The organism is Rhizobium sp. SSA_523 (assembly GCF_030435705.1).
GTDB lineage: Bacteria > Pseudomonadota > Alphaproteobacteria > Rhizobiales > Rhizobiaceae > Neorhizobium.
Map to the genome: position 1 here is coordinate 141120 of NZ_CP129382.1, position 18056 is coordinate 159175.

Below are 18056 nucleotides of genomic sequence, written 5' to 3' on the forward strand. Positions count from 1 at the left end.
GGCCGCCCGTCTTCCGGACCGGCTCTCAGATCAGGAAGATCGAGATGATCGGAAAGGCGGTGAGGATGGCGATCCGCAACAGGTCGGCCGTCACGAAGGGCACGATGCCGCGATAGGTGTCGCGCACCGGCACCTCGCGCGACATGGCCGATATGATGAAGAGGTTCAGCCCCACCGGCGGGGTGATCATGCCGATCTCCGCCACCATCAGCACCAGAATACCGAACCAGATGGCGAACTGCTCCGGCGTCAGGCCGAAATCCATGGCCGTGACGATCGGGAAGAAGATCGGCACCGTCAGCACGATCATCGACAGCGAGTCCATGATGCAGCCGAAGATGATGTAGAGCACCAGGATGATGATCAGCACGGTCATCGGGGCGAAGCCCTGCGCCGTCACCCATTCGGCGCCCACCTGCGGCAATCGCGAAAAGGCGATGAAGGAGTTGAACACCGAGGCGCCGAGCACGATGAAGAAGATCATGCCGGTGGAGACGGCGGTTTCCTTGAAGCAGGCCATCATCGAGCTGCGGTCGAGCCCGCCATTCTTGAAGGCGACCAGACCCGTGCCGAGCGCGCCGACGGCGGCGGCCTGGGTGGGCGTGAACCAGCCGAAGTAAATGCCGCCGACGACGAGGAAGAAGATCAGCGCCACCGGCCAGACGGCGATGACGGCCGGCAGCCTGTCCTTCCAGGGCATGCGGGGCGCCTGGCCCGCCGCCTCCGGCTTCAGCCGGACATAGATGGCGATGACGGCGAGATAGGAGAGCGCCGCGATAATGCCCGGAACGAAGGCGGCGAGGAACAGCTTGGCGATATTCTGTTCGGTCAGGATGGCATAGATGACGAGCACCACCGAAGGCGGGATCAGGATGCCGAGCGTGCCGCCGGCCGCAAGCGTGGCGGTGGAGAGGCCGCCGGCATAGCCGTGGCGCTTGAGTTCCGGCAGCGCCACCTGCGCCATGGTCGCCGCCGTGGCGAGCGAAGAGCCGCAGATCGAGCCGAAACCGGCGCTGGCGCCGATCGCGGCCATGGCGACGCCACCCTTGCGATGGCCGACAAAGGCGGCGGCGGCATTGAACAGCGCCTGGCTCATGCCGCCGCGGGCGGCAAACTGGCCCATCAGCAGGAAGAGCGGCACGATGGAGAGGGAATAATTGGCATAGGTGGTCCAGGTCACCGTCTTCATCTGGGCCAGGATCGGCGTCCAGCGGCCGAGCACCAGATAGATGCCGACAGTGCCGACCCCGAGCATGGCGGCGGCGATCGGCACGCGCAGGAAGATCAGAAGGATGAGGACCGGGAAGGACCACAGCCCGATTTCGATGCTGGTCATCAATGAGCTCCGACCGAGGTGGCGATGGCGCGGCCGTCGCGAAGATCGCGCAGATCCGCCAGAATGACGTAGAGGCAGGTGACGAGATTGGCGATCAGCAGCACCATGGCGATGGCATAGCCCCACCAGATCGGCAGAAGCAAAAGCGGCGTCGTCTCGCCATTGCCGAACTTGTCCATCAGGCCGATGGCGTGGCGCCAGCTCAGGAGGCCGATCAGGAGCGCAATGATCACGTCGCCGGCCAGCTGGGTGATGTTCATGGCCTTCCGGCCGAAGGCCTCGATCAGCATGTCGACGCCGACATGGCCGCGCTTCAGCTGGCAGAAGGGAAGAAAGGCGAAGACGGCAAGGCCGCACAAGGCCTCGACGATCTCGATCTCGCCGGGGATGGGCCGCAGCGCAAAGGAACCGAAGATCGAAAAGCCGGTGAGCACGCTGGCGCCGACGAGGCAAAGGCCGCCCAGCGCGACGAGACCGGTGGCCATGGCCTCCGTCAAGCGCCCGAAACGATCGAGACCAGTGAAACGATGAGTTGCCATGCGGCACATCCTTCAAACATCGCAAAGAAAAATCCAGGCGCCGCCATCTCGTGCGACGCCTGGAGCCGGATCTTTGGTATTACTTGGTATATTGGCCGATCAGGTCGATGGCGTCCTTGTGAAGGGCGGTTCCGTCCATGCCCTTCTTGTCCATATCGGCGATCCAGGCCTTGGTGACCGCTTCGCCCTGCGCCTTCCAGCGCGCGGTTTCGGTCTCGTCCAGCATGATCGTGCTATTGCCGGCCTTGTCGGCGATCTCCTTGCCGCGCACGTCGCCGGCATCCATGGCCGCGCCGAACTTGGCGGCAAGATCCTTGCCGGCATTGGCGTCGATCACCTTCTTCAGATCGTCCGGCAGGGCGTCATAGCTGTCCTTGTTCATCGCAAAGACGAAGGCTGCCGTGTAAAGCCCGGTCTTGCCGGCAAAGCCGGTATGGTTGGGGGCAAGCTCGGCGATCTTGATCGACGGCGTCACTTCCCACGGCACGACGGTGCCGTCGATGACGCTCTTGGAAAGCGATTCCGGCACGGCCGTCACCGGCATGCCGATGGCCGCGGCACCCATGGCTTCCAGCATCTGGTTGACGACCTTGGACGTGCCGCGCAGCTTCAGGCCCTTCATGTCGTCCAGCGACTTGATCGGCTTTGCGGGGATCGTGTGCAAGAGGCCCGGCCCATGCGTATGCACGGTCAGCACATGCACATCCTTGAACTCGTCCGTCAGGTGCTTTTCGTAATAATCGTAAAAGGCCTGCGAGGTCGCCTCGCCGGTCGTCACCATGAAGGGCAGTTCAAAGGCCTCGGATTTCGGGAAGCGGCCGGGCGTATAGCCGACCAGCGTCCAGATGATGTCGACCACACCATCCTTGGCCTGGTCGTAAAGATCGGCGGGCTTGCCGCCAAGCTGCATGGCCGGATACATTTCCACTTCGATGCGGCCGTTCGAATCGGCCTTGATCTTGTCGGCCCAGGGCTGCAGCACCTTGGCCGGGATCGTGGCCTGGGGCGGCAGGAACTGGTGAAGCTTCAGGACGACATCGGCTGCGAAAGCGGACGCTCCCGACATCATGAGAGCGGCACCGGATAGTCCGGCGATCATCAATTTGCGCAACATCTTCTCCTCCAATCGCGCCAGCAGTGACTTCAGGAGATCGCGCCCGGCCTTGCCGGCTTTCCCGCTTTCCGCCCGCGCTCAAAGGCCATTCTGCCTGCCGCAAGCGACATTGCAAAGACCCGCGAACGGTCGGGTTCGGCTCGCTTTGACCGGGACATGACAGGCACAGGCCGCTGGCCCTTGCCGATATGTCCCGGAATGCCGCTCACCCGTATGACGCGCCATCTCCCATGCTGGTTATGCTTACAGAAGCCACAGCGGGCGGCAAATAAAAAGAGTCAAGGAACATATAACCGAAAGGATATGCATTATTGCGAGATGATCACAGCCCGCCGCCGCCTCAAGGCGCCGGGGACGGGCGTCCGGCAGGCCCGGCCGGTTCGGCGCAAAACCGATCCAGCAGCCCTTGCGCAAGCGGCAGCAGACCGGGGGTGCAAGACCCGGCAGGCGTGGGACAAGGGGCAGGGAAGCGGCGGCGGGGGGTCAAGCGGGGGGGCAAGCGGGGGCTAAGCCTAGCGTGTCGCCGGCGCCTGGCCCTTCTGGCCCTCCTCGTTGCGCTTGGCGCGAATGGCCTGCGCCAGGAAGGGACGCGACAATCCGTGATAGAGCGGCTCGGGCGAGAGCATGCGCGAGGTCACATAACCGATCATGGATGCAGCCATGATCGGGATCACGGCGCCCTGATTGCCGGTCATTTCGATGATGATGACGAAGGCCGTCATGGGAGCCTGCACCACGCCGGCGAAATAGCCGGCCATTCCCAGCACGGCGCCGAGCGCGATATTGCCGCCGATCAGGCTGCCGAGCGTGCCGCCCAGGCTGACGCCCACGGTGAGCGAGGGGGCGAAGATGCCGCCGGGGATGCCGGACGCCATGGAGAGGAAGGTGGAGACGAATTTCTCGACGAAGAACAGCGGATCGGGCGAGGCGCCCTCGAGGATGGCGCGCGACTGCTCGTAGCCGGTCCCGAAGCTTTCGCCGCCGGAGACGATGCCGATCAGGGCCGCGGCCAGGCCGCAGGCGGTGGCGAGGCCCACCATGCGCCGAAGCGGTGCCGGCTGGGCCCAGCGCCGCACGCGCCGCGCCACGCTCAGCGCACCGGCGCTGAACATGGCGCCCAGCCCGCCGCCGGCCAGGCCGCAGGCCAGGACCAGCAGCCAGTCTGCGCCGGTGGTGGCCGAGACGCCGGTCTCGCCGAAATAGGTATAGCTGCCGACAAGGCCGAGCGCGGCAAGGCCGGAGAGGATGACGGCGGTCAGGACAAGCCCGTTGGAGCGGGATTCGAAGGTGCGGCTCATCTCTTCGATTGCGAAGACGATGCCTGCCAGCGGCGTGTTGAAGGCGGCGGCGATGCCGGCGGCGGAGCCGGCAAGGATGAGGCCGCGCGCCTGCGCCATGCCGCCGATCCGCCCGCTGGCCAGCATGATCGCCGCCCCCACCTGGACGGTCGGACCCTCGCGGCCGATCGAGGCGCCGCAGAACAGGCCGATGATCGTCAGGAGGATCTTGCCGACGGCGATCCTCAACGACAGGAGATAGAAGCGCGAGCTCTCGTCATGCAGATGGCGCGCGGCAATCGCCTGCGGAATGCCGCTGCCCTGCGAATTGGGAAAGAAGCGGATGGCGAGGAAGGCGCAGAGCGCAAAGCCGGCGGGCGTCAGGAGAAGCGGGGCCAGATAGCCGAATTCGCCGGCGGTCCTCAGCGTCTGGAACAGATGCTGTGCCTTGTCGGCCAAGGCCGCAAAGCCGACGCTGACCATGCCGATGGCAATCGCGCCGATCCAGAAGACGATGCGCGGTTTCCAGACCTGCCAGGAGCCGCGCATCACGCGGGACCGACGAAAGACCTTGGACCGGCGATAGAAGAAGGGCATTGAACGCTTTTCCGTTGGCGACGCGGGGAAGGCCTCTCTAAACGCCTTTTGCACCGCCGCTTCAACCCTCAATGCCATTTTCTTGACCGGCGCCTTTGCGGATGGCCGTCTTTAAGGCGCATAGGCGGCTGGTCGGGGTGTCCATCCCTTCAATGACATTTCACGTCACCAGGCCTTTCATCGGCGCAACCGCGCCCGAGCCTGGAAACACCGCCTCGGCCAGATGTCCGGCATCGGCGCCGAGCAGGTCGGTCGCAATGCCCTTCACCACGGCGCGCAGATCCGTCGTGGCGGCAAGGTCGCGTCCCTCGTGAAGCTGGCTGTCCTTCAGCCCCGGCCAATCGGCAATCACCCGCCCGCCGCGCACGGCGCCGCCGGCGAGGAAGGCCGTGGTGGCGGTGCCATGATCGGTCCCGTCCGTTCCGTTGATGCGGGCGGTGCGGCCGAATTCGGTCGCCACCAGCACCACCGTATCGGTCCAGGCGGGACCCATCTCCGCCTGGAAGGCGGCGAAGGCGCGGTCGAGACCGGAGAGCAGCCTGGCCAGCCGCTCCGTCTCGCGGGCATGCGTGTCCCAGCCCTCGAAGGCAAGCGCCGCGATGCGCGGTCCTTCCTCCTCGGCAAGCAGCCGCGCGGCGCCGCGCGCCATCTGTTCCATGCCGTCCGGATCGCCCGCCCCGCCCTTGGCCTTCACGTCGAGCCCGCTCGCAATCCTCCCGGTCTCGATCCCTTCCTTCAGCAGTTGCGCCAGCAAAGGGTCGGTCTTGCCGTACAGGTCCATCAGCCGCGGCGGCAGGTCGCCATCCGCCGCCTTCAGCACCGAGGGCGCCCAGCCGAGCAGGGGAGCCTCGCCGCGGATGACGAGCGGCGCGGTCGATCCGACGGAAAGGCCGCGCACGCGCGGCTGCGTTCTGCCGGGCGGGATCTGCGCGCCGGCCGGCAGGCCCTGCAGCAACCGGTTCAGCCAGCCGTTATCCACATAGCCTGGCGCGGAATGGCCGCTTTCCAGCACGTCCTGGCCATCGAAATGCGAGCGCTCGCGATAGGGGGTGGCGCAGGCATGGATCACCGCCGCCTGTCCGGCGCGATAGAGCCGGTGGAAGTTCGGCATGGCGGGATGCAGCGCGAAGAAGCCATCCAGCGGCAGCGCCGCTCGCTCGCCGCCGGTCTCCAGGGCGATGGACCGGCGCAGGTCCTGATAGGCGGGATCGCCCACCGGCGGCACGGCGGTCAGCCCGTCCAGCGCGCCGCGCAGGATGATGGTGACGAAACGCGCATCGCGCCCCTGTGCCGCATGAGCGAATTTCGGCATGAAGGCCCAGGCGAAGAGCGCCCCGGATGCGCCGAGCACGGCCCGGCGGGACGGATTGAGACAATCGCAGGACATGGTTCAGCTCCTAACGCATTCGGGAGAAAGAAAGGCGAGCGACAAGCCCTGCGCCCGGGTCTCGGCCCGGGAAATGGCCTGCAGCGTCTCGTCCGAGAGAAGCGGCCCGAAACGGTCGCCGGCAAAGGTCCGCGGATCGATCTTGCCTTGCACCTGATGGGCAAAGAGATTGGCCGTCTCGATGCGGGTGGCGAGCCCTTCCGGCGAGGCCCAGCCATCGGTGACATCCGGAAAGCCGTTCGGCCCGGCGGGGTTCCAGAGTGGCTGGCCGAGCGCCTTGAGGGTGGAGACGATCTGCCGCGGCTTGGGACGGATGCCGCTGGCCCGCAGCACCGCCGTGACATATTGCAGCGGCGGGCGCATTTTCGTCAGCCTTGGCTCCCAGGCCTCCTCGGCTGAGATCATGGCGGTGTAGACGGCCGAAAGGTCGCCTTCCGTCTTGGTATAGGCGGCCGTCATGGCCGCGACCAGCGACGGCGGCGGCTGGTCGGCCACGAAATGCCGCGCGAGCTTGTAGGCAAGGTGACGGGCGGTGGCGGGATGGCGCGCGAGATCGCGCAGCACCGCGCGGCCCTGGTTGAAACCGCCTTCGGCATAGGTGGTGCCGAGCACGGCATGGTCGCCCGGCTCATGAGCCCTTTCATTGAAGGAGAAGACGCCGAGCGGCCCCGGCCGCTTTTCATTGCGGTTGACGGTCCAGCCGGTGATGATCCGCGCAAAGGCGGTCACATCGGCCTGGCTGTAGCCGCCGTCCACGCCAAGCGTATGCAGTTCCAGGATCTCGCGGGCCAGATTTTCGTTCAAGCCCCGCTTGCCGTTCCGGTTGGCCGGCGACCGCGGACCGATCGACTGGCGGTTGTCGAGGAAGATCAGCATGGCGGGATGGGTTTCCACCGCCACCAGCAGGTCCTCGAAACGGCCGAAGAGATGGGGGCGGATCGCCTCCCTTTCGAAGCAGCCTGCCAGCACGCGCACCTCGCCGCTCTTGCCGGCGGCGATGGCGAAATGGTTGGCAAAGAACATGGCCAGCCTTTCGCCAAAGCCGATCAGCGGTTCGTGGATCGTGCCGTTGAAGCGGGCATCCGCCTCCTGCAGCAGGATCTGCTGCGGCAGGAAGGGCCGCTTGCCGCCCTGGCTGTCGGCCCCTTTGCGGCCGCGCTCCGGCACCGGCCGGGTCGCGCCGGCCATCGGCTCTCCGGGCGATGCTGGCCCATCGGCTGCCTGAGCATCCTGCGGGCCAGGGGAGGAAGTTTGGGAATTGGAACGAGAGTCGCGCCGGGAGTTGGGCCCGGAACCGGAACCGGAACCGGGACCGGCCGCCGCCGGAGCGGAGGTGGGCTCCAGGGCGGCCGGAAGCGGGCGCTCGCGCTCCGCTTTCACCTGATCTTGATAGTCATAAAAGGCAAGAAGAAGGTCGCGCGACGACAGAAGGCCCGCGCCGACCGGTCGCGGCACCGCTTTTTCTGTGATTTCCTGCTGCAGAAGATCACGCGGATAGGGCTTGATGGCGCCAATGCTGCCGGCTTTGGCGCCGAGGCCGAAACGCCAGAGCGCCAGAGCCGCATCGAGATCCTTCGGGTTTGCCATGGCCGTGCGAGACTCCGTTCATCGTCAACGGCCCTTCAACGCGTCACACCCGGCAGATCCGTCGCTTCGAGATTGTGATCATTTCGGGGCAGGCATCCGCGGCGCCTCCCTCTCGATCAGCCCGTCGGCCAGCCTGCGCCGCTCGTCGACCGAAAGCCCCGCGGCAAATTGCAGGGCGCGCGCTTCCACGGCGGCGCGCACGGCACTCTCGGCCCGCCGCGCTCTGGAAAGCGCGTCCAAAAGCGCGGCCTGATCGAAATCGGGCTTGCCCATCAGCCCGGCGGCCTCCACCCGGGCCTGTCGCGCCTCGAGCTGGGTGGAGCGAAGCGCCCGCCGGGTTTCCGACAGCGCCTTCTGCAGCGCCTGTCGCTCTGCCGCCGGCAATTGTTCGCCCGCCAGCGGCAGTCGCTGGCCCGTCTGTCGCGCCGTGCCGGAAAGGTAGAACAGGCCTCCGCCGGCCAGGGCGCCCATCAGGAAGGTGTTCAAAACCAGCAGGCCGAGCACGAGCCTGCGATAACCGGTCTCCGTCATTGAACCTCCCCGCTCTCGTCCATCTGACCATTCCCATCGAACCCACCCTCTGGCTGGCTCCCAAGCTGGCTTTCAGGCTGGCCCTCTGGCCCACCCTCTGATCCATCCTCTGGCCCGTCCTCTGCCCCATCCTCTGGCTGACTCTCTGGCGCCAGCGCGCCGAATGCGGTCTCGAAGCGCTCCACAGGCATCCGGCCAACCGCGGCGGGCGACAGCACCATCACCGCCGTGGCGCCGGACACGGCGCCGGCCAGCGATATGCCGACCAGCCCGGCACCCGCCAGCCAGCGCCTGAGACCTCTTCGCCTGGCGCTTGCGGCACCTGTCATCCTCATTCCATCAGCCAGGATGCGGCCGGCCAGCGCGCCGCCCGGCGGGTCGATCCTGTGGCGACCGAGCAGGGACCGCAGGGCAGCCTCGCCGGCGCCACCGGTTCCGTCACCTCCAACGCTGCTATTCGTCTCACTCATTTTCGCCATCTCCCAGCAAGAGGGTCTGCAACATGCGGCGGCCGCGCGACAAAAGGCTTTCGAGGGCCTCCACGCTGATCGACATCACCGCGGCGGCATCGCGATTGGACAGGTCCTGGTAGTACACCAGAATGATGGCCTCGCGCTGCCGCGGCGCAAGCCTTTGCAGCGCGCGCTCCACACGCTGTCCATCATCGGCGGCATCGAGGCCGGCATCGGGCAGGGGGGCCGGATCGATGCCTTCGGGCACGCCTTCGCCCGCCACCTCGCGCCGCCGCCGCAGGCGGTCGTAACAGAGGTTCAGCGCAACCCGGTGGATCCAGGTTTCGAACTTTGCGCGCCCCGGCTGCCAGTGCCCGGCCTGTTTCCAGATGCGCAGAAAGGTCTCCTGCGCCACGTCCTCCGCCTCCGCCCGATCGCCCAGCATGCGCTGGGCCAGCGCCAGAAGCCGTGGCAGCTTTGCATCCACCAATGCGCGCATCGCCGCCTCATCCCCCTTCGCCACGCGCCGAAGCAGGACCGCATCAGGATCGGAATGAGACTCATATTCAACAGGATACAGGCGGATCTTCTCCCGGCGGTGCACGCAGTTCAGGTCTTGATTGAAGCTTGAACGCGGCGAGGATGCAAATCCGTCGGTTACAAACTCAGTCCGGTTCGATCAGCACGCGCAACTCGTTGATGACCTGCGCCGTCTTCGGCACGCCGGCTTTGCACAGATCCTCGACATAATTTTCGAAGCTCATGGCGGGCGCCTTGTAGTGCTGGAAATCCGCACGGACATAGGCAATGAAAAGCTCCTCCGAGATGCCGAACTGATCCAGCAGGAAGTCGTCGGGGTGGCAGATCTCGATGCCGAGCGGCTCGACGATATGTGCGGGGAAATCACGGTCGTTGAAGGTGAGGATCATATCGGCGCGCGTTTTCACGGCGGCGGCCAGGATATGCCGGTCATCCGGATCCGGCAGATCCAAGCTTGCCTCGATGCCTTCGTAGCCGGTGACGAGACAGTTCAATACGGAGCGGTCGATCAGGGTTCTGATTTTTTCGAGCCGCAAAATGTCAATGTTCCGCTTCTCTGCGACATTGCGCATCCACTCTTCGTGGACCTTGTCAGTCCACCGTGCGCGGAACATTTTAGACTGGGCCAGAAAAAGAACGAGGCTTCGCAGCCTCGCTCCAAAGAAGACGTTAGCATCGATGAAGACGGTGAACGTCGAAGTCATTCAAGCTCCAGGTCTCTCGTCTCTCGTGCCATTTCAGCCAATGCGTTCATTCTCTCGCTCTGAGACGCCTTCTCGAATGCGACCAGATCGGCAAATTTGATCCTACGGTGGCGGTTTACCTTTCGTGCAGGAAGCCTCCCTTCGTCGATCAGCTTGACGACAAAAGGACGAGACACATTCAGAAAGTCCGCCGCCTGCTTGGTCGATAACTCTGCCTGTTGGGGAATGACGGATATGGGTTGTCCATTGGCCATCGCCGACAGCACGGTGAACATCAACTCCACGGCACGAGCTGGCAGCGGCACGACCACTCTGGAACCTTCGATATGAATTGTAATGTCTTGTTGAGCCTCTGCAACGGGTTGCAGGCGTTCGGCAGCTCTGCGCGCGATTACAGCTTCCGTTTCAGTGGCTGTTACAGGCTCACCAGTCTGATCGAGACGTTTCAACATGATTGATCCTCTCAAAAACGGCTGCGCGTTCCAAGTACACCAATTGTGGGCTAAACGCAATAAACGAAACGAACGCAGAAAACGAAAGTTTCGCTTGACCCGTCCTACCGGTCGCTGACCTGCCAGCGCGGATTGATCCAGGGTTCCTGATTGGAGCGCGGCAGGGGGTCGCGGCCGAGAATGTGATCGGCCGCCTTCTCGCCGGTCATGATCGAGGGGGCGTTCAGATTGCCATAGGTGATATGCGGGAAGATGGACGAGTCCGCCACCCGCAGCCCCTCCACGCCGATCACCCGGCAGGCGGGGTCCACCACCGCCATCAGATCGTCCGCGCGGCCCATCTTGCACGTGCCGCAGGGATGGTAGGCGCCCTCCAGATGCTGGCGCAGGAAGGCATCGATCTCCTCATCCGTGCGCACCGCCTGGCCCGGCTGGAGTTCCGCCTCGACATAAGGGGCGAAGGCGGGCTTTGCGAAGATCTCGCGGGTGACGCGCACGGCATGGCGGAATTTTACCCAGTCGTCAGGGTCGCTCATATAGTTGAAGCGCAGGACCGGAGCCTCGCCGGCATCCGGCGATCGCAGGGTGACGCTGCCGCGCGATTTCGACATGTTGTAGCCCACATGCGCCTGAAAGCCATGGCCCGCCGCCGCCGACCGGCCGTCATAGGATACTGCGATGGGCAGGAAATGATACTGGATGTCCGGCCATTTCACCCCCGCCGCGGAACGGATGAAGGCGGCAGCCTCGAACTGGTTCGACGTGCCGAGGCCGGTCTTGAAGAACAGCCACTGGGCGCCCACCACGCCCTTCCAGAACCAGTTGTTCTTCGCATGCAGGGTGATCGGCAGTTTCGATGTGAACTGATGATAATATTCCAGATGATCCTGCAGGTTCTGGCCGACGCCCGGCCGGTTTGCCACCACGTCTATGCCCATTTCCGAAAGATGGGCGGCCGGTCCGATGCCGGACAGCATCAGGATTTTCGGCGAGTTGAAGGCCGACGCCGCCAGAATGACCTCGCGGTTCGCGCGGATGACCTCGATCCGGCCGCCGATCTCCACTTCGACGCCGACGGCACGGCGGCCCTCCAGCACGATCTTGCGCGCAAAGCAGCGGATGAGCCGGCAATTATCTCGCTTCAGCGCCGGCTTCAGATAGGCATTGGCCGCAGACCAGCGGCGACCCTGCCAGCTCGTCTGCTCCATCAGGCCGAAGCCTTCCTGCTGGCAACCGTTATAATCCGGCGTTACCGGAAAGCCCGCCTGACGGCCGGCCTCGATGAAGGCGTGGTAGAGCGGGTTCTTCGCCTTGCCGCGCCGCACATGCAGAGGACCATCCGTGCCGCGCCATCCCTCTTCGCCGCCATGGGCGTGCTCCATGCGCTTGAAATAGGGAAGCACATCGGCAAAGCCCCAGCCGGTCGCCCCCATGTCCTGCCAGCGGTTGAAGTCTTCCGCATGGCCGCGGACATAGACCATGCCGTTGATCGACGAGGAGCCGCCGATCACCTTGCCGCGCGGCGCAATCATCCGCCGATTGTTCAGATGCGGCTCCGGCTCCGACAGATAGCCCCAGTTGTAGCGATCCATGCTCATCGGATAGGCAAGTGCCGCCGGCATCTGCACGAAGGGGCCAAGATCCGAGCCCCCGAATTCCAGAACGATGACCCTGTGGCGGCCGTCCTCCGACAGGCGATAGGCGAGCGCCGAGCCGGCCGAACCGGAACCGATGATGACGAAATCTGCCTGGTGCGTCATGGAAGAGATCCAGTGATGTTAGTTGAGAGCGTGACAGGCGTATCGCGATACGCTATAATGGACCGTGTCGATATCGCTATGGGCGACGGTGGGGCGATGAAGGAGATCGTTGTCCCGCGCGAAGCCGGATACAGCCTCAGCCGGATGCAACCGAGGCGGCGTGCTGCCATTTATGCGAAACCCGACGCCTACGCTCGCGGGGAGCCGGTCGATATCAAAAAAATGAAGGGCTATCCTTACTACCGCATCCGAGTTGGCCAGGACCGGGTGATTATCGACGATCAAGGACAGGTCGTCATGGTGATTGACGCAGGTCCGCGCGGCGGCATTTACAAGGGTTAGGTTGAAATGGGCGAAATTCAGAAACTGACGATCGATGGCAAGGCGTATGTCCTGCTGAGCGAGGAGGATTTCGAGGATCTGGTGGACGGGTTGCGAGCGGAGGCGATCATGGCCCGTGTGCGGGCGGGGGAAGAAACCTGGCCGGCGGCGCTCGTCTACGAGCTTTGGGAGACCGACAGCCGCATCCGCACCTACCGCACCTACCGCAAGATGTCCGTTTCCGAGCTTGCAGAGGCCGCCGGTATCTCCCAGCCTTATCTCTCGGAGATCGAGAGCGGCAAGAAGACCGGATCGGTGGAGGTGCTGAAACGCATTGCCCGGGCGCTGAATGTCGATCTGGACGACATCGTCGTGTGACATGCGACAGGCCGATTGACGCCCTCGCCATGCCTGCGCCCCTCTGGCCGGCGCCCCTCTGACCGGCGCCCGCTTGGCCGCCCCCCCTCTGGCCTGCCGGCCATCTTCCCCACAGGGGGGGAGATCGGACGGAGCGACGCTTTTGCTCCTTTTGGACGTTGCGGGGCGAGCGGCGCCGGCACCTCTTGCCTTTCTCCCTTCTTGTGGGGGAGATGCCCGGAAGGGCAGAGGGGGGTGAGCTTGCGCGACAGCACTCCTCATCTCAATACGGTATCTCAATACGGTGCCTCGCAGGGGCCCATGCCGACATAGACCGTCTTCAACTGGCTGTAGTGATCCAGTGCCGCGGCGGAATTCTCCCGGCCGAATCCCGACTGCTTCGAGCCGCCGAAGGGAATTTCCACCGGGCAGAGATTATAGCTGTTGATCCACAGCGTGCCGGCTTCCAGCCGCGCCGCAACGCGGTGGCCGCGCGTCAGGTCGGCGGTGAAGACGCCCGCCGCAAGCCCGAATTCGCTGGCATTGGCGCGGGCGATCGCCTCCTCCTCCGTCTCGAAATCCAGAACGCACATGACGGGGCCAAAGATTTCCTCCCGCGCAATGGTCATGCCGTCGGTCACATCGGCGAAAACGGTCGGCTGCACGAAATAGCCTTCGCCGGTCACGCTGTTGGGAATGCCGCCGCCGGTCACAAGCCTTGCGCCCTCGGCCTTGCCCGTCTCGATATAGGCCAGCACCCTGTCGCGCTGGGCATTCGAGACCAGCGGACCCATATGGGTCGCCTCGTCCTGCGGATTGCCGAGCACAATCGCCTCGGTGCGCGCTTTCAGCCTTGCGAGGAAGCGCTCCTTCAGGCTGCGGTGAACGAAGACGCGGGTGCCGTTGGAGCAGACCTGGCCGGCGGAATAGAAATTGCCGAGCATGGCGCCGGAAACGGCGCTTTCCAGATCGGCATCCTCGAAGACGAGGATTGGCGATTTGCCGCCCAGTTCCATCGTCACATGCTTCAGCTGGCCGGCGGCCGCGCCTGCCACCTTGCGGCCGGTCGGCACCGATCCGGTCAGCGAAACCTTGGCAATGTCCGGATGCCCGACCAGCAAAGGACCGGTCTCGCGGTCGCCCTGGATCACGTTGAACACGCCCTTCGGCAGGCCGGCCTCCACCAGGATCTCGGCGATCTTCAGCGCGCCGAGCGGAGTGAGTTCGGAGGGTTTGAAGACCATGGCATTGCCGGCCGCCAGCGCCGGTGCCGCCTTCCAGCAGGCGATCTGCTGCGGATAGTTCCAGGCGCCGATCCCCGCCACCACGCCGAGCGGCACCCGGCTCGTATAGGCAAAGTCCCGGCCCAGCGGAATATGGCTGCCATTCAGCGCCGAGGCGATGATGCCGCCGAAGAATTCCAGGCTGTCGGCACCGGATGTCGGATCGGCAACGAGGGTTTCCTGGATCGGCTTGCCGGTATCGAGCGTCTCCAGCTCCGACAGCGCGCGATTGCGCTCGCGCATGATGTCGGCGGCGCGCTTCAACACCCGCCCGCGGGCCGAAGGGCTCATCGCGGCCCATTCGCCCTGCGCTCGCCTGGCCGATGCCACGGCGTGATCAAGGATCGCCGGCGTTGCCGCATGAAGACGCGCGATCACCTCGCCGGTGGCGGGATAGATGCTTTCGATCACCCGGCCGGCGTCATCCTCGATATAGGCGCCGTCAATGAAATGAGAGGCTTGCGGTTGGGCTTTCATGAGCGGTCTCCGGAGGCGGGGGCAGGGGAATGGGCAGGAGATTGGACGGGAGGTAGGGCGGCGAGCTGGCCCGTCACATAATCCTCGACCAGCGCGACGGAGGCCTTCAGGGACAAAGGGGCGGCGCGCAGCGACTGGCGGATATAGAGGCCGTCGATCATCGCCGCGGTGCCCTCGGCCAGCCGGCCGGCGACCGGAGGCGGGGCAAATGCCTTCAGCGCATGGGTGAGGTTGGAATGCAGGCGCCGGGCATAGATCACCAGCAGGCGGCGCATCTCCTCCGATCGCTGCGCCTCGACATAGAAGGCAAGCCAGGCAGCCACGGTCTCGGGCGTGAACTGGTCGGCCTCGAGCGAGACGCGGATGAGCGCCGAGACGCGTTCGCGCGGCGTGTGAGCGGCTTGCAGCGCGGTAACGGCATCCGCCCGCAAGGCATTCAGGAGACTCGCGATTGCCGCCAGAAGAAGGTGCTGCTTGCTGCCGAAATAATGATGGGCAAGGGCCGGCGAGACACCGGCCTCGCGGGCGATCTCCGACATGGTGACGTCGAGCGAACCCTGCGCGCCAATGGTCTTCAGCGCCGCCGCGACAAGCGCCTTGCGACGCACCGGCTCCATTCCGATCTTCGGCATCATGTTCTCCTGCAGTCATGCCAGGATAAACTTGATTGACTGGTCAATCAATAAAAATCCCGCTGTCTGCTGACCCGCTTCCCTGCCGCTTCCGCGCCACTCCTGCCGCCTCTTCCGGAGAGGGGGAGCCGCAATGCCGTCTCCGCTTGACGGGGATCAATGGCGGGCCCTCGTCTTCAGCTTAGGCTTTGCCCATCATCTGCGTCCACGAGGAAGAAGACCATGACCGATCCGTTCGCCAGACCCGACCCGCATCAGCTGCAGCGCAAGTGGGGCTGGTTTCTCGCCTTCGGCCTGTTCGCGCTGGTGGCCGGCACGCTGGCTTTCGCCAATCTCATGGTCGCAACCGCGGCCTCGGTCTTCTATCTGGGCGCCCTGATGCTGGTCGCCGGCCTCATGCATCTCGTGCATGCTTTCCAGGTCAAGGCGTGGCAGGACTGGCTCTTCTGGGCTGTCAGCGGCGCGCTCTACACGTTGGCCGGCTTCCTGGCCTTCACCAATCCAGGTCTTACGGCAGCCGTCTTCACCCTCATCATGGCCATTGCGCTGATTATTGCCGGTCTTGTGCGGCTATGGGCGGGCAACCGGCTGCGCCCCATGCCGGGTGCCGGCTGGGTCATGGTGGGCGGCGCCATAACCGCGTTGGCCGGCCTGGTGATCGCGACCGGCTGGCCGGTCAACAGCGTCTGGGTGCTGGGCCTGTTTCTCGCCATCGACCTGATCTTCCAGGGCTGGGCGCTGGTCGCCGTGGCGCTTGCCGCGCGCCGGATGGGATAGGCGCGGCGTCGCCTTCCAATCTTTCATCAAACTTTCATATTCGGGCAACGATTCCTTGAGGGTTGGCGTGTGAGCCTCTGTCGCATAATTTGATTTTTGGACATGCGGCGAGGACAAGATGTCGGCCACGGTGGCGCTCGAAAACGGACTGTTCCGGCGATATGCCAAGGACCAGTTGTTACCGCTGTCAAAGCTGGTTCTGGAGGCGGCCTTCCAGCCCATTGCAGAGGTCGCGACGGGCAAGGTCTTCGGCTACGAAACGCTGATGCGCGGCCATGAGCGGCTGGGCTTCGATTCGCCCGTCGAGCTCCTGGATACGGCCGCCGAGGCAGGCGAGCTGCTCGGGCTCGAGCAGATGACGGCAAGCCGGGCACTGGCCAAGTTCTCCACACTGCCCGACTTCGCCCACAGCACCTTGTTCATCAACCTGGACAACCGGTTGATCCCGCACGGTAATTTCGTGCTCGACAAGCTGGTGCAGCACCTGCACAAGGCAAGGATCCCCCCTTCCTCGGTCTGCTTCGAATTGTCGGAGCGGTTCGACAATACCCGCGATCCGGCCTTTTCCCCGCTGATCGCTCGCATGCGCCGCGAGGGGTTCAAGATCGCCATCGACGATTTCGGCGTCGGCCATGGCGAAATGAAGCTCCTGTGCGATTTCCCGCTCGACTACCTGAAGATCGACCGGCATTTCATTTCCGGCATCGAGGACAATGCGCGCAAGCGGCACCTGGTGCGCAATCTCGTCAACATCGCCCATGTGCTGGGGATCCGGGTGATCGCCGAAGGGGTGGAGACGGAGGCCGAATTCCTCGCCTGCCGCGAATTCGGCGTCGATATGGTGCAGGGCTGGTTCATTGCCCGCCCCACCACCTTCACCAGCGAATTGCAATCCGGCTTCCCGCATCTGGCCGATCTTGGCCGCAGCCGCCGCTCCAGCCAGTCGCTCGACGAGATCCTGATCCGCAAGCAGATCGAAAAGCTGCCGACCGTTTTCGAACATGAGAGCGTCGACAATGTCTTCGAACTCTTCCGCAGCAATCCGCGCCAGTCCTTCTTTCCGGTTCTCAACGCCAATGGCGAGCCGCGCGGCATCATCAGCGAATATCACCTGAAGGAATATATCTACCGTCCCTTCGGCCGCGACCTGTTGAAGAACAAGATCTACGAGCGCTCCATCTCGCATTTCGTCGAAGGCGCGCCGATCGTCGGCCTGGACGCCAATGCCGAACGGCTGATGAACATCTTCGCCAATATGGACGGCAGCGACTGCGTGATCCTGACCGAGAACATGCGCTATGCCGGCGTGGTCTCCGCCGCCTCGCTGATCAAGGTCATCAATGAGAAGCAGCTCAAGGTGGCGCAGGACCAGAATCCGCTCACCGGTCTGCCGGGCAATCGCGCCATCCGCGATTTCATGCAGGAGGCCGGCCGCGACGATGACGGGACGCGCTTCTTCTGCTATTGCGATTTCGACAATTTCAAGCCGTTCAACGATCATTACGGTTTCCAGCTCGGCGATCACGCCATCACCTTGTTCGCCGCCCTGATGCGCCGCTATTTCTTCTCCGACGGCGTGTTTCTCGGTCATGTCGGCGGCGATGATTTCTTCATCGGCCTGACGGACTGGACGCCGGAAGAAGTGTCGGAAATCCTGGAACGCCTGCTCTCCGATTTCCATGACGACGTCCTGGAACTCTATTCCGCCGAGGATCGCGCCGCCGGGCGCATACGCGGTCATGACCGCAGCGGCGCCGAGCGCGACTTTCCCCTGCTGCGCTGCTCGATCGGCGTTCTGGAACTGCCGGAAGGCCTGCTTTTGGATGATGTCGGAGGGATCAGCACCGCCATTGCCTCGGTCAAGGCCGAGGCCAAGGAGAGCGAGCACGGTCTGGTGTTCCGGGCCTTCAACGAGGATCGCTAGTGGTTTAGG

The 18056-nt window shown here is 64.4% G+C and carries 18 protein-coding genes; 4 read left to right on the plus strand and 14 right to left on the minus strand.

Going from position 1 to position 18056, the window contains the following annotated elements:
* Positions 1-25: 25 nt before the first annotated feature.
* From QTJ18_RS08945 to betA, 12 genes are all read right to left on the minus strand, one after another.
* Positions 26-1336 (minus strand): TRAP transporter large permease, encoded by a 1311-nt coding sequence (locus tag QTJ18_RS08945; protein ID WP_252751752.1) that lies wholly within the window; start codon positions 1334-1336, stop codon positions 26-28.
* Entirely contained in the window at positions 1336-1875 is a 540-nt protein-coding gene (locus QTJ18_RS08950; protein ID WP_252751751.1) for a TRAP transporter small permease, read from the minus strand. The genes QTJ18_RS08945 and QTJ18_RS08950 overlap by 1 nt, the downstream gene beginning before the upstream one ends.
* A 79-nt stretch (positions 1876-1954) precedes the next feature.
* Positions 1955-2989: a TRAP transporter substrate-binding protein gene (locus QTJ18_RS08955; RefSeq protein ID WP_252751750.1), complete on the minus strand. Its 1035-nt coding sequence runs from the start codon at positions 2987-2989 to the stop codon at positions 1955-1957.
* A gap of 512 nt (positions 2990-3501) precedes the next feature.
* The gene (locus tag QTJ18_RS08960; protein WP_252751749.1) at positions 3502-4863 is read right to left on the minus strand and encodes a chloride channel protein; all 1362 of its coding nucleotides are present in this window, start codon (positions 4861-4863) and stop codon (positions 3502-3504) included.
* A 160-nt stretch (positions 4864-5023) separates the two neighbouring features.
* Complete coding sequence (locus QTJ18_RS08965) at positions 5024-6250, minus strand: DUF1501 domain-containing protein (RefSeq protein ID WP_252751748.1); 1227 nt, start codon at positions 6248-6250, stop codon at positions 5024-5026.
* Between the two features lie 3 nt (positions 6251-6253).
* Positions 6254-7837, minus strand: a complete 1584-nt coding sequence (locus QTJ18_RS08970; protein ID WP_252751747.1) for a DUF1800 domain-containing protein — start codon at positions 7835-7837, stop codon at positions 6254-6256.
* A 78-nt stretch (positions 7838-7915) separates the two neighbouring features.
* Positions 7916-8368, minus strand: coding sequence for a periplasmic heavy metal sensor (locus QTJ18_RS08975; protein WP_252751746.1), 453 nt, complete (start codon positions 8366-8368; stop codon positions 7916-7918).
* Positions 8365-8838 (minus strand): hypothetical protein, encoded by a 474-nt coding sequence (locus QTJ18_RS08980; protein ID WP_252751745.1) that lies wholly within the window; start codon positions 8836-8838, stop codon positions 8365-8367. Before QTJ18_RS08980 ends, QTJ18_RS08975 begins: the two co-directional genes overlap by 4 nt.
* Positions 8831-9400 (minus strand): RNA polymerase sigma factor, encoded by a 570-nt coding sequence (locus QTJ18_RS08985; RefSeq protein ID WP_252751915.1) that lies wholly within the window; start codon positions 9398-9400, stop codon positions 8831-8833. Before QTJ18_RS08985 ends, QTJ18_RS08980 begins: the two co-directional genes overlap by 8 nt.
* Before the next feature lie 85 nt (positions 9401-9485).
* Positions 9486-10064 carry a PIN domain-containing protein gene (locus QTJ18_RS08990; protein WP_252751744.1) on the minus strand — a complete coding sequence of 193 codons (579 nt, stop codon included), beginning with the start codon at positions 10062-10064 and terminating at the stop codon, positions 9486-9488.
* Positions 10061-10516 carry a helix-turn-helix domain-containing protein gene (locus QTJ18_RS08995; protein WP_252751743.1) on the minus strand — a complete coding sequence of 152 codons (456 nt, stop codon included), beginning with the start codon at positions 10514-10516 and terminating at the stop codon, positions 10061-10063. The genes QTJ18_RS08990 and QTJ18_RS08995 overlap by 4 nt, the downstream gene beginning before the upstream one ends.
* Before the next feature lie 104 nt (positions 10517-10620).
* Entirely contained in the window at positions 10621-12276 is a 1656-nt protein-coding gene (gene betA / locus QTJ18_RS09000) for a choline dehydrogenase (RefSeq protein WP_252751742.1), read from the minus strand.
* A gap of 57 nt (positions 12277-12333) precedes the next feature.
* Between betA and QTJ18_RS09005 the strand changes: the two genes are divergently transcribed.
* Together QTJ18_RS09005 and QTJ18_RS09010 are read left to right on the plus strand one after the other, a co-directional pair.
* Positions 12334-12618 (plus strand): type II toxin-antitoxin system RelE family toxin, encoded by a 285-nt coding sequence (locus QTJ18_RS09005; protein ID WP_252751741.1) that lies wholly within the window; start codon positions 12334-12336, stop codon positions 12616-12618.
* A gap of 6 nt (positions 12619-12624) precedes the next feature.
* Positions 12625-12975 (plus strand): helix-turn-helix domain-containing protein, encoded by a 351-nt coding sequence (locus QTJ18_RS09010; protein WP_252751740.1) that lies wholly within the window; start codon positions 12625-12627, stop codon positions 12973-12975.
* A gap of 275 nt (positions 12976-13250) precedes the next feature.
* On the opposite strand, the gene betB is transcribed toward QTJ18_RS09010, so the two are convergent.
* Together betB and betI are read right to left on the minus strand one after the other, a co-directional pair.
* On the minus strand, positions 13251-14714 hold the full coding sequence (betB, locus tag QTJ18_RS09015; RefSeq protein WP_252751739.1) for a betaine-aldehyde dehydrogenase: 1464 nt from the start codon (positions 14712-14714) through the stop codon (positions 13251-13253).
* The gene (gene betI, locus QTJ18_RS09020) at positions 14711-15346 is read right to left on the minus strand and encodes a transcriptional regulator BetI (RefSeq protein WP_252751914.1); all 636 of its coding nucleotides are present in this window, start codon (positions 15344-15346) and stop codon (positions 14711-14713) included. Before betI ends, betB begins: the two co-directional genes overlap by 4 nt.
* Before the next feature lie 222 nt (positions 15347-15568).
* On the opposite strand from betI, the gene QTJ18_RS09025 reads away from it, so the two are divergent.
* Both QTJ18_RS09025 and QTJ18_RS09030 read left to right on the plus strand, forming a co-directional pair.
* Positions 15569-16123, plus strand: a complete 555-nt coding sequence (locus tag QTJ18_RS09025) for an HdeD family acid-resistance protein (RefSeq protein ID WP_252751738.1) — start codon at positions 15569-15571, stop codon at positions 16121-16123.
* 118 nt (positions 16124-16241) lie between these two features.
* The gene (locus QTJ18_RS09030; RefSeq protein ID WP_252751737.1) at positions 16242-18047 is read left to right on the plus strand and encodes a bifunctional diguanylate cyclase/phosphodiesterase; all 1806 of its coding nucleotides are present in this window, start codon (positions 16242-16244) and stop codon (positions 18045-18047) included.
* Positions 18048-18056: the final 9 nt, after the last annotated feature.

Bases quoted from the DNA above. Each gene is read 5' to 3' on its own strand.
- QTJ18_RS08960 (WP_252751749.1), bottom strand. From the start codon at position 4,863: ATGCCCTTCTTCTATCGCCGGTCCAAGGTCTTTCGTCGGTCCCGCGTG.
- QTJ18_RS08975 (WP_252751746.1), bottom strand. From the start codon at position 8,368: ATGACGGAGACCGGTTATCGCAGGCTCGTGCTCGGCCTGCTGGTTTTG.
- QTJ18_RS09025 (WP_252751738.1), top strand. From the start codon at position 15,569: ATGACCGATCCGTTCGCCAGACCCGACCCGCATCAGCTGCAGCGCAAG.
- QTJ18_RS08965 (WP_252751748.1), bottom strand. From the start codon at position 6,250: ATGTCCTGCGATTGTCTCAATCCGTCCCGCCGGGCCGTGCTCGGCGCA.
- QTJ18_RS08970 (WP_252751747.1), bottom strand. From the start codon at position 7,837: ATGGCAAACCCGAAGGATCTCGATGCGGCTCTGGCGCTCTGGCGTTTC.
- QTJ18_RS08945 (WP_252751752.1), bottom strand. From the start codon at position 1,336: ATGACCAGCATCGAAATCGGGCTGTGGTCCTTCCCGGTCCTCATCCTT.
- QTJ18_RS08955 (WP_252751750.1), bottom strand. From the start codon at position 2,989: ATGTTGCGCAAATTGATGATCGCCGGACTATCCGGTGCCGCTCTCATG.
- QTJ18_RS08995 (WP_252751743.1), bottom strand. From the start codon at position 10,516: ATGTTGAAACGTCTCGATCAGACTGGTGAGCCTGTAACAGCCACTGAA.
- QTJ18_RS08990 (WP_252751744.1), bottom strand. From the start codon at position 10,064: ATGACTTCGACGTTCACCGTCTTCATCGATGCTAACGTCTTCTTTGGA.
- QTJ18_RS08980 (WP_252751745.1), bottom strand. From the start codon at position 8,838: ATGAGTGAGACGAATAGCAGCGTTGGAGGTGACGGAACCGGTGGCGCC.
- QTJ18_RS09030 (WP_252751737.1), top strand. From the start codon at position 16,242: ATGTCGGCCACGGTGGCGCTCGAAAACGGACTGTTCCGGCGATATGCC.
- betI (WP_252751914.1), bottom strand. From the start codon at position 15,346: ATGCCGAAGATCGGAATGGAGCCGGTGCGTCGCAAGGCGCTTGTCGCG.
- betA (WP_252751742.1), bottom strand. From the start codon at position 12,276: ATGACGCACCAGGCAGATTTCGTCATCATCGGTTCCGGTTCGGCCGGC.
- betB (WP_252751739.1), bottom strand. From the start codon at position 14,714: ATGAAAGCCCAACCGCAAGCCTCTCATTTCATTGACGGCGCCTATATC.
- QTJ18_RS08950 (WP_252751751.1), bottom strand. From the start codon at position 1,875: ATGGCAACTCATCGTTTCACTGGTCTCGATCGTTTCGGGCGCTTGACG.
- QTJ18_RS09005 (WP_252751741.1), top strand. From the start codon at position 12,334: ATGGACCGTGTCGATATCGCTATGGGCGACGGTGGGGCGATGAAGGAG.
- QTJ18_RS09010 (WP_252751740.1), top strand. From the start codon at position 12,625: ATGGGCGAAATTCAGAAACTGACGATCGATGGCAAGGCGTATGTCCTG.